This window comes from candidate division KSB1 bacterium (genome assembly GCA_022562085.1).
In the GTDB taxonomy this organism is placed as follows: Bacteria; Zhuqueibacterota; Zhuqueibacteria; order Oceanimicrobiales; family Oceanimicrobiaceae; genus Oceanimicrobium.
On record JADFPY010000140.1, the window covers coordinates 1 to 10,577 of the forward strand.

10 protein-coding genes are annotated in these 10,577 nt (G+C 44.9%); all 10 read left to right on the forward strand.

From position 1 onward, the window contains the following. Positions 1-413 precede the first annotated feature (413 nt). The gene (radC, locus tag IH879_12460) at positions 414-1,103 is read left to right on the forward strand and encodes a DNA repair protein RadC (protein ID MCH7675751.1); all 690 of its coding nucleotides are present in this window, start codon (positions 414-416) and stop codon (positions 1,101-1,103) included. Positions 1,104-1,372: 269 nt separating this feature from the next. Further along, on the forward strand, positions 1,373-1,861 hold the full coding sequence (locus IH879_12465; protein ID MCH7675752.1) for an OPT/YSL family transporter: 489 nt from the start codon (positions 1,373-1,375) through the stop codon (positions 1,859-1,861). A gap of 51 nt (positions 1,862-1,912) precedes the next feature. Beyond that, positions 1,913-3,418, forward strand: coding sequence for an oligopeptide transporter, OPT family (locus IH879_12470; GenBank protein MCH7675753.1), 1,506 nt, complete (start codon positions 1,913-1,915; stop codon positions 3,416-3,418). Positions 3,419-3,461: 43 nt separating this feature from the next. After that, on the forward strand, positions 3,462-5,237 hold the full coding sequence (gene mutL / locus IH879_12475) for a DNA mismatch repair endonuclease MutL (GenBank protein ID MCH7675754.1): 1,776 nt from the start codon (positions 3,462-3,464) through the stop codon (positions 5,235-5,237). Positions 5,238-5,328: 91 nt separating this feature from the next. Further along, positions 5,329-5,526, forward strand: coding sequence for a 30S ribosomal protein S21 (rpsU, locus tag IH879_12480; GenBank protein ID MCH7675755.1), 198 nt, complete (start codon positions 5,329-5,331; stop codon positions 5,524-5,526). A 142-nt stretch (positions 5,527-5,668) separates the two neighbouring features. Then, positions 5,669-6,952 (forward strand): 3-phosphoshikimate 1-carboxyvinyltransferase, encoded by a 1,284-nt coding sequence (gene aroA / locus IH879_12485; GenBank protein ID MCH7675756.1) that lies wholly within the window; start codon positions 5,669-5,671, stop codon positions 6,950-6,952. After that, entirely contained in the window at positions 6,945-7,826 is an 882-nt protein-coding gene (gene aroE, locus IH879_12490) for a shikimate dehydrogenase (GenBank protein ID MCH7675757.1), read from the forward strand. Before aroA ends, aroE begins: the two co-directional genes overlap by 8 nt. After that, a complete protein-coding gene (gene aroC / locus IH879_12495) occupies positions 7,822-9,009 on the forward strand; it encodes a chorismate synthase (GenBank protein MCH7675758.1) in 1,188 nt (395 codons plus the stop codon). The genes aroE and aroC overlap by 5 nt, the downstream gene beginning before the upstream one ends. Positions 9,010-9,034: 25 nt before the next feature. Then, complete coding sequence (locus tag IH879_12500; protein ID MCH7675759.1) at positions 9,035-9,532, forward strand: shikimate kinase; 498 nt, start codon at positions 9,035-9,037, stop codon at positions 9,530-9,532. Continuing rightward, a complete protein-coding gene (aroQ, locus tag IH879_12505; protein ID MCH7675760.1) occupies positions 9,529-10,389 on the forward strand; it encodes a type II 3-dehydroquinate dehydratase in 861 nt (286 codons plus the stop codon). Before IH879_12500 ends, aroQ begins: the two co-directional genes overlap by 4 nt. The last annotated feature ends 188 nt before the right edge of the window (positions 10,390-10,577 follow it).

The window sequence follows — 10,577 nt, forward strand, 5'->3', positions numbered from 1 at the left end:
AGGGAAGTTCAAACATTGGTTGATAAGGACCATGTTCCCGGATCCTATGAAATCAGGTGGGATGGGACGGACAAAGGAGGAGCGAAAGTGAGTTCCGGGATCTATATTTATCAGCTCAAATTCGAAAATTTTGTAAGCTCCAAAAAAATGATTCTCCTCCGGTAAAGGATCGTCTGCCTGGCAAATCAATCTAATTTTTTTAAAACTCTATGGGAGAGGGGATGATTTATGCAGAGTTGGAGCGGCTCGTCTGTTTTAGTTTTCTTTATGATTCTTGTGCTATCCGGCGCTTCAGGCCGGTAAGTTTACCGATACGAAGAAAATGCTTTTCATAAACTAATCCAACTAACTTACCGCGCCAGGTAAAGCCGTGGTTATTTCATTGCGGCTTTTCTTTTTTTTCTTAGATACAAATGGCTCGTTACACACCCAAAATTCCCGATTTACCCGAAAGCGACCGGCCGCGAGAAAGGTTGATTCGGCTGGGCGCCGACAGCCTGTCTGATGCTGAGTTGTTGGCGATCATTTTGCGCGTGGGCAACCAGGAGACCACTGCAATTGACCTTGCACGCAACATCATCAAGGATTTTGGCGGATTTAGCGGCTTGGATTCAAAATCGATTTCGGAGCTTTGTCAGGTCAACGGCATCGGTCCTGCAAAAGCTGCCCAAGTCAAAGCAGCGCTTGAAATTAGCAAGCGTCTTTTTCGTGAGCAGACAAAGAGCAGCGACAAGGTCGAAGGTAGCGATGACGTTTTCAATAGAGTCAGCCCGCATCTCAGAAATCTCAGTCGCGAGGTTTTTAAGATTCTCCTTTTGACCAGCCGGAATACAATCATCGTTGAGAAAACCATCTTTGAGGGAAGTCTGACTGAAAGCATTGTCAGTCCGAGAGAGATTGTAAAAGAAGCGCTTAACCAATCTGCGGCATCGGTGGTGTTTGTACACAACCATCCATCGGGGGATCCGGCGCCAAGCGAGGAGGACAAACGGGTTACCCGGCGCTTGAAAAATGCTTGCGAGACTGTTGGTATAAATGTGCTGGACCATATCATAATTGGCAGGGAGAGTTATTATAGTTTTGCGGATTCGGGGTTGTTGTAATCGCCCCCGCGTCATTTCGACCCCGACACTTCGGGGGAGAAATCTTATTACGACTCGGCCACTGACTTGGATTTTGCTGTCGCTTCACTGTTCCCAAAAAAGCGCGTCTTTGCGAGGAGTCCCAAGAATCCACTAGGATATAAAAATGAAATTGGGACGACCAAGCAATCCTTCTGATAGAGGGCAAGAAGATTGCTTCGCTCCCTTTGGTTCGCTCGCAAAGACGGCCTATAGTGAGGCTTTCCTGCAAAACCAAAAGGGAGGAATAAATGAACACACAAAAGCAAGAAGTCCCCTACGTCCCATCTCAGACCACATTAGCTGAGTTCACCTTAAAGACAATTTTACTCGGCCTAGTCATGGCGGTGGTTCCGGGAGCTGCCAATGCATATTTGGGACTGAAAGCCGGTCTAACTATTTCGGCAACCTTCCCGGCGGCAGTGATCGCCATTGCAGCGTTTCGTCTGCCTTTTATGAAAGGAAATATTCTTGAACAAAATATTGCTCGCACGACCGCTTCCGTAGGAGAAGCCTTGGTCGCCGGAACAATTTTTACCATTCCGGCTTTTGTAATGGTCGAAATGGACGGCCAAAGACTTTGGACTCATTTCCACTACTGGGAAACATCGGCAATTCTGCTGGTCGGCGGTCTTCTGGGAATTCTTTTTGTGATCTTATTAAGAGGAACTCTGGTTGTCGATGCCGAACTCCCTTTTCCTGAAAGCTACGCTTGTTATGAAATCGTTCGTGCCGGATAAAAAGGAGAGAGCGGTGCAAATTACGTTTTTGGCGCAATGGGGGTTGGCGCAATGATTGAGCTGCTGAAAAACAGCAATGGCCTGGCAATTTTTCGAGAGAGCGTGGAATTTATCTTCAAATTTCCGAAGTCGGTTATTCACCATTTCTCAAGCTCAAGAGAAGTGCTCGGGGATGTTACCCATGCCGGCAGTTTGACCTTTGTGACGCCCCTAGCCTCGCCGGCGTTAATTGGAGTTGGGTACATTATCGGACCAACCCTGGCCACGATCAATTTTTGCGGTGGTGTTTTGGCCTGGCTCGTCCTCATTCCTCTCGCAATGTTTCTTAATCCTGACTTGCAAAACCAACTCCTCATCGACGGACAACCGGCACCTTTAGGAGATATCACTTATTCAATTTGGTATAACCAAATTCGACCGCTGGCCGTAGGAGCAATGCTGGTCGGTTCGCTTTACACGCTCTGGGGATTAAGAAATTCGATTTTTTCCGCCTTCCGTGGCGCCTTTAAATCTAAAGCGGGAGGGGAATCGAAGACTGAAGAAGATCGCCTGGAAAAAGATATTAACCTGAAGTGGATCGTTTTTTCTACCATCGGTTTGGTGGTGCCAATTACGTTTGTTTATTACCTGTTCAGTAACAGCTTGATTGGCGCCTTGCTTGCCGCTGTCATCATGATGATCACGGGTTTCCTTTTTTCCGGAGTCGGCGGCTGGCTGGTCGGCTTAGTAGGCGGATCAAATCAGCCCATTTCCGGGTTGGCGCTTTCAACTTTAATTGTTGCGGCTTTGGTAATGGTTGGAATTGGTGTGGTTGGTCTTAGCGGCGTGGCTGCGGTTTTAGCGGTTGCTGCCGTGGTTTGCTGTGCCACAGCAATGGCCGGCGATATGATTCAGGATTTGAAAGTGGGGCACCTCATCGGCGGCACCCCCTGGAAAATGGAAGTCGCCGAAGTGATTAGCACGGTAATCGTCTCTTTTGTGCTGGTTTTTCCAATCATTATTTTGCACGAAGGCAACATCGCAGCCGGCGGAATCGGAATTGGCGACACAGCGCTTCCTGCGCCGCAAGCCGGACTGATGGCGCAACTCGCCACCGGAATTGTTGGCGGTGAAATGCCCTGGGGGCTCATTATTATCGGAATGTTTTTCTCGGTCGCCTTGATTATGATTAAAGCTCCTGCGCCAATGCTCATTGCGGTTGGCATGTACCTGCCCTTTAACACTACTTTTGCCATTTTCGTCGGCGGCCTAATCAAGCTTGCTTCGGACAAATTTTTAAAAAAGAGAAGTGCAGATGATAAGCAAAAAATAAAAGTTGCGAACGTCGGTATTTTGGTTGCCTCCGGATTTATTGCCGGAGAGGCATTAACCGGAGTTCTTTTAGCAGCCCTTGTTTTGCTGGGAATTCCATCCATTACCTCACTTTTAACCGGACAGAATACATTTGATTTTGCACAGTCTGCCGTTGGCGGGTGGTTATCGATTTTAATATTCGGAATTGTAATTTTAGGATTGCTTCGCATCCCGCTGAGCGCTTTAAAAAATAATACCAAATAATTTCTTTGGTTTCCGGTTTTTGTTGGGTATATTTTAATTCAGAATGAAAGAAATTACAAACAATAAAATAAAAATTCTTCCCGATGACCTCACCAACAAAATAGCCGCAGGTGAAGTGGTGGATCGGCCGGCGTCGGTGGCAAAGGAGCTGCTTGAAAACTCTATTGACGCTGGTGCAGATGACATCACTATTATAATCAAAGAAGGCGGCAAAGCGCTCATTCAGGTCATCGACAACGGCAGCGGCATGAACGAATCGGATTTACTGCTGGCTTTTCAGAGGCACGCGACCAGCAAGATTTTTAAATATGAGGATTTGACCCGGGTTCAAACCCTGGGATTTCGAGGAGAAGCATTGGCAAGCATCGGTTCGGTTTCTCGCGTGGAAGCGAAATCGGTTTTGCAAAATCAGAATTCCGGCCATTTGGTTCGCCTCGAAGCGGGTGTGATGAATAGCGTTGAAGGAGCAGCCGGAAACCAGGGGACTTCAATTGCGGTCAAGAACCTGTTTTATAACACGCCGGCCCGGCGCAAATTCCTGCGAGCTGATTCAACGGAATATCGGCAGATTTTGAGCGTGGCAAACCGCTTCTTTTTAGCGCATCCGGAAATCGCCTTCACCTTTGTCAAGGAGGATGAAATCATTTATGAACTCAAAAAGGAAACTCAGGAAGCGAGAATTGCCGCGGTGTTAGGGCCGCGGGTACAGAAAAACTTAGTTGCTATTGAAAATGACGCCCCGGTGAAAATCAGGGGTTTTATTGCCAATCAAGATGCTTTTCGACGCTCTCGCGGCGACCAGTACTTGTTTTTTAATCGCAGGTATTTTTCACACAAGAGTTTGAGTTATGCCGTCGTTTCCGGCTATGGTGACGCCTTGCAGCGCGGTTTGTTCCCGGTTTATCTGGTATTCATTGAAATGGATGCGGAGCTCGCCGACGTCAATGTTCATCCGGCAAAGCTGGAAATTAAGTTCTCGAATGAACCGCTAGTTTTCAGTTCAATTCGGGGCAGCGTCAAAAGAGCGCTGACATCGCAGGAGGTCATCCCCGAAATCAGACCCTGGGGAACGACTGAGCATTCCCGCCATTCAGAATGGCAGGCCCAAACAAAAACGGGGTCTGAGGTCCCGGAAACTTCACTGCAACTCCCGAAATTGTTTGAAAGGATACCTGAGGATACAAATCAAATAGCGAAGGGGGAAACCCCAATTGACTCAGCTCAGGACGCAACCAGGGAGACGATCATTTTTGAGCGCACCAATGTTTGGCAAGTGCACAATAAATACATCATGTCCCAAATCAAAAACGGCCTGATCGTAATAGATCAACACGTGGCGCACGAACGAATTTTGTATGAGCAGGCTTTGGATAATTTTGAGAAAAGAAATCCGTCTTCTCAACAATTGCTGTTTCCCCAGATCGTTGAATTGTCTGCGGAGGATTATTCGATCCTCCTTGAAATGATTCCCTTTTTAGAAAAGATTGGCTTTGTCGTGAAATCTTTTGGAAAAAACACAGTCGTTTTAGAAGGCGTTCCTTCCGGAATTAAAATCAGCGACGACGAAAAAGTTCTGTTAGACATTTTGGATGAATATAAACGCGGCAAGAAAGATAATGCAGAAATAAGAGAAAATGTTGCTAAATCTTACGCTTGCCACACCGCCATTCGGGCGGGGGAACATTTACCGCTCGAAGCTATGAACGCACTCATCGATAAATTGTTTTCTACCAAAGAACCTTATTTTTGTCCTCACGGCAGGCCGGTGATCATCCACATTCCTCTTGCCGAACTCGACCGTAGATTTAAGCGTCACTAATGTAAATATTCAGGAACATTTGGTAGATTCGTTAAGTTATTAAGTTATTAAAATCTAAATTAAACGTAAACCTAAAAAAGAAAGTCTTAAAATGGTAGTTACTTTAGTACGAGAAGGGGAGCCGATCGATCGTGCTCTAAAAAGATTTAAACAAAAATGTCAGCGCGCAGGAATTCACCGGGATGCAAGACGCGCCAGTTATTACCTGAAACCCAGCGAGAAAAGAAAGGAAGCCAAAAAACAGGCTGTCCGACGTTCCAAGGCTCAAAAAAGGTTTGAATTTAGCTAAGAATCAAACTTTTAAAATCTGTTTTAACGCACCCATTATATGAAACTGATGTAGTGGGTTTTTTCTTGTCCTTTTATGAAAATTAATATTTCACGGTACAAATTTACTTGATGTTTAATCGTGAGTTCTATAAGTTTAAGGCATGAAACAGCATATCTATCCCGCCCGTAGACTTTCAGGAAAGATTAGATTACAAGGAGATAAATCGATTTCTCATCGGGCTCTGATGATCGGGGCAATTGCCGAAGGAACCACGGAAATTGCAAACCTCAATTCAGGTAAGGATGTTCAGAGCACAATTTCATGCCTCCTAAGGTTAGGTGTAAAAATAGAAAATGAAAATGACCGCACCATTGTGCACGGCCGAGGCTTGAGCGGATTAGCTAAACCAAACGGAACTTTGGATGTCGGAAATTCAGGAACCACGATTCGTTTGCTTTCGGGGATTCTTGCAGGGCAGGAATTCTCTACCAATATCACAGGAGATGATTCTATCCAAAAGCGGCCGATGGCCAGAATCGCCCAACCTCTGCGTAAAATGGGTGCGCAAATTGATGCTGTGGCGGACGACTTTGCCCCGCTCTCAATTAAAGGGGGAAAGTTAACTCCGATTGATTACACATTACCGGTTGCAAGCGCTCAGGTCAAGTCTTGCCTTCTATTGGCCGGACTGTATTCAGAAGGTGTCACCAAGATTTTAGAACCAGCGGAATCCCGGGATCACACCGAGCGCATGTTGTCCTTTTTTGAGGGAAGAGTTGAAAAGAATGGCTCTGGAATTTCTGTAAAGGGACCAGCGAGACTAAAAGGCCAAAACATTTCAGTCCCGGGTGATTTATCGTCTGCTGCATTTTTTATTGCAGCGGCGGTTTTGGTCAAAAACTCAGAAATTGTATTGGAAAGTATCGGAATTAATCCAACGCGAACTGCTTTTTTAGATTTACTGATTAACATGGGTGCAAATATCGAAATGAGTAACAGCAAAGAGGTAAATAATGAGCCCGTCGCGGACATTCAGGTTAAAAGCTCAGCGTTAAAGGGCGTAACGATTTCAGGTGAAACCATCCCGGCGTTAATCGATGAAATTCCAATTTTAGCAATTCTGGCGACTCAAGCTGACGGAATCACCAAAATTTCAGATGCGCAGGAGCTGCGGCACAAAGAGAGTGATCGGCTGCGGACAGTGGCCTTAAACTTAAAAAAAATGTGCGCTCATGTAGAAGAAAACATAGACGGCTTAACTATCAAAGGGCCCGTACAACTAAAGGCTTCAGAACTGGATAGTTTTCACGATCATCGTATCGCCATGTCTTTTGCGGTTGCGGGATTAATTGCCCCCTCCAAAAGTGTCATTAATAATGCGGAATGTGTGGATGTGAGCTGCCCCGGGTTTTATCAAGAATTGGCAAGGCTCTCAGGTGCTTGATTCTCAAACAAAGCTTTTTGGGATTCTTGGAAATCCACTTAGTCATTCGTTGTCTCCGGCGCTGCACAAATATTTGCTAAATGAGATCAGTCAAGAAGGCCGCTATCATTCTTTTGAAATAAAGAAAAATCAACTCGCTGATACTATTAACGGAATAAAAGCGGATGGCTTTCTTGGCTTTAACGTTACGATTCCGTACAAACAAACAATTATCCCGCATCTATCTAAAATGGATGAAGAAGCTCATTTCATTGGCGCAGTAAATACCGTTCATATCCAAGGTAACAAACTTTTCGGATTTAATACGGATGGCCAGGGCTTTATTTCAGCGGTAAAAAAAAGACGTGTGCAGCCTGAGAATTTCTCGGCGATTGTACTTGGGGCAGGAGGGGCAGCCCGCGCTGTGATTTTTAATTTAATTCGATGCGGAGTGAAAAAACTTTTCATCTTCAATCGAACTCTGCAGCGAGCAGAAAGCCTGGCAATGGAAGTTTGCAAAAAATTCCCATCTGTCGGAGTCGATTCCGGTGATTCAGAGTCGAAAACTATTTCTTCGGCAGTAGGCTCACATCATCTGATTATTAATGCGACTTCTTTGGGAATGTGGCCGGACATTCGTAAAGCGCCCTACTTGTTCGAAGAGGATGCGTCGGGTTGGGTCGCAATAGATTTAATTTACAATCCGCTGCAAACGAAATTCTTAAAGTCTGCACAGGAAGCTGGAGCAAAAACACTAGATGGTTTGGATATGTTTATTTTTCAAGGGGCGGCTTCTTTGAGAATTTGGCTTGGATTAGAGAACGGTATTGAATTCAATCATGAACAGTTAAGAAATTACTTGTCGAGAGAACTTGAAAAATATGGGCACAATTAGATACCTGACCGCCGGTGAGTCACACGGGCAAGGCCTCGTCGGAATATTAGAGGGGATTCCAGCCGGCCTGGAAATCACAGAGGAAGACATCGCTGTAGATTTAAAGCGCCGGCAAATGGGTCACGGCCGGGGTGGCCGCATGAAAATTGAGCAGGACAAAGCCCAGATTTTTTCCGGAGTGCGTTTTGGCAAAACACTCGGCAGTCCGATTGCGCTGATTCTGGAAAACAAAGACTGGAAAAACTGGCAAACAAAGATGTCCGTTAAAGACATCGATGAATCTATTAAGGAGGTTCGGGTCCCACGTCCCGGACACGCCGATTTAGCTGGTGCCATCAAATATGGACACCGGGACATCAGGAACGTGCTGGAACGGGCGAGCGCACGGGAAACAGCCATGCGAGTTGCTTTGGGTGCGATTGCCAGCAAATTTTTGGCGGAGTTTTCTATAAAAATCGTAAGTCATGTTCTACAAATTCATTCAATTAGCAATTCTTTCACCGTCGCAGGTTTGGGCGAGAAAAAATCTGATTTGACTTTCGAATTAAGCGAGATCAGTGATCTGGCGGACCGCTCGTCGGTTCGATGCCTGGACGGTTCAATTGAAAAAGAGATGATTGCCAAAATTGACCAGGCCAAAAAAGACAAAAATACCGTAGGCGGTATTTTTGAAGTTGCCTGCCTAAATTTACCTATTGGCTTGGGCAGTCATGTTCACTGGGACCGAAAACTGGATGCCCGGATTTCCCACGCGATGATGAGCATTCCTGCAATGAAAGGGGTAGAGATTGGTTTAGGATTTGAGGCGGGGACTCGTTTCGGCTCTGAAGTTCACGACCAAATTTATTATGATAAAGATAGTAAAAAATATTTTCGATCCAGTAATGGTGCGGGCGGCTTGGAAGGCGGGATCACTAACGGCATGCCTTTGGTGGTGCGAGTTGCGATGAAACCCATCTCCACATTGATGCGGCCTCTGGATTCCGTTGATATGGCAACGAAGGAGCAAACTGAGGCGCATGTCGAACGCAGCGACGTCTGTGCCGTGCCGGCTGCCTCGATAATTGGGGAGGCAATTTTAGCCCTGGTTTTAACTGAAGCGTTTTTAGAAAAATTTGGCGGCGATTCAATTAAAGAGATAACCCGAACCTATAAGGCATGGGAGAAGAATTCAAATAGCTAAAACAAACATCTATTTAATCGGATTTATGGGGGCGGGGAAAAGCACAGTCGGAAAAATTCTGGCTGAAAAACTAAATCGAGATTTTTATGATACTGACCAGGCAATTGAAGAGTCAACTAAAAAGTCAATTTCTGAAATATTTGAATCTGAAGGAGAAGATTATTTTAGAGATAGGGAAGAAGAAATAGTAAAAAAAATAGCCAGTGAGGTAAAAGAGGCTGTCGTTGCGCTCGGAGGAGGCGCAATTTTAAAGCTCACAAATTGGGAGTTAATCACTCGTTCCGGAGTTATTGTTTATTTGCAATGGAAGTTCAATTCCCTTTTAAATAGACTCACCAACGATGATTCAAGACCATTGGCTGCAAAGATACCGCGGGAGTCTTACCAAACAGAATTCTTGAAATTATTTGAGCTTCGAAAACCGATTTATGCGCAGGCCGATTTTATCATCGATTGTTCTGATGATATGAGTGAAACGCAGGTTGCTGATGAAATTATTAACGAACTTGAAAAACGAAAATGAAGAATCTGCTGATTGTTCACGGTCCGAATTTAAATTTACTGGGCGAAAGGGAGCCGGAGGTTTACGGAAACGAGTCACTAAAAGAGCTCAATGAGTCCATTGATAATTTTGCTGAAAAAATGAATCTGCGGGTAAAATGCTTCCAGTCTAATCATGAAGGGGCCCTGATAGACTTTATTCATGAACAGAGAAACTGGGCGCATGGAATCGTGATAAATCCGGGTGCGCTGACACATTATAGTTATGCGTTGCGAGATTCGATAGCCGCAGTTAATTTGCCGTCAATTGAAGTCCACTTGTCCGATGTTAACCAGCGGGAAGAGTTTCGAAAACGTTCAGTCATTAAAGATGTATGTGAAAAACAAATAACCGGGTTAGGAAAAGAAGGCTACTTGAGAGCAGTTGAGTATCTTGTCGGACTTGGCGTGCTCGATAAATTGCAGGAATCAAATCGAAGTAGTGCAAACCTCGATGAAGCGTTGCGTGCCGTTGTCAAGCTGTTAGAGGAGAGCTTTCCAAAGTATACCTGGGTTGGCATCTACTTGGTTGAGGGAGATGAGCTTGTGCTTCATAATTATATTGGTAAACCTTCACCACATACCAGAATTCCGATCGGACAAGGTATTTGCGGCGCTGCGGTGCAGGAAAAGCAATCTATCATTATCGATGATGTTAACTCAGACCCCAGGTATCTCGCATGCAGTGTTGAAACTCGCTCAGAAATTGTGGTTCCTATTCTGTCGGGCAGCAAAACATTCGGTGAAATTGACATCGATAGTGATCTGGAAGCTATCTTCCATGAAGGCGATCAGGAGATCCTGGAGAAGTGTGCATCAATTTTAGCGAAATTGTTTTGATCGGATCAGTTTGCCAAAATTACATTCCCAGACATCCTTTTTGACAAAAAAGTTCTTTCATCGCTTTTTTCTTAGACAAGGCATTAACTTATAATTAACATATATTTAAACCGATATTTAACTAGATGGAATAGATGTTGCATTAGAGGTGCTTTAAAATCTTAACTGACTAAAAGTCATATTCTTAA

Coding starts and splice junctions, on each gene's coding strand:
- IH879_12500 (MCH7675759.1), top strand. CDS start 9,035: ATGGGGGCGGGGAAAAGCACAGTCGGAAAAATTCTGGCTGAAAAACTA.
- aroQ (MCH7675760.1), top strand. CDS start 9,529: ATGAAGAATCTGCTGATTGTTCACGGTCCGAATTTAAATTTACTGGGC.
- aroA (MCH7675756.1), top strand. CDS start 5,669: ATGAAACAGCATATCTATCCCGCCCGTAGACTTTCAGGAAAGATTAGA.
- mutL (MCH7675754.1), top strand. CDS start 3,462: ATGAAAGAAATTACAAACAATAAAATAAAAATTCTTCCCGATGACCTC.
- rpsU (MCH7675755.1), top strand. CDS start 5,329: ATGGTAGTTACTTTAGTACGAGAAGGGGAGCCGATCGATCGTGCTCTA.
- radC (MCH7675751.1), top strand. CDS start 414: ATGGCTCGTTACACACCCAAAATTCCCGATTTACCCGAAAGCGACCGG.
- IH879_12465 (MCH7675752.1), top strand. CDS start 1,373: ATGAACACACAAAAGCAAGAAGTCCCCTACGTCCCATCTCAGACCACA.
- IH879_12470 (MCH7675753.1), top strand. CDS start 1,913: ATGATTGAGCTGCTGAAAAACAGCAATGGCCTGGCAATTTTTCGAGAG.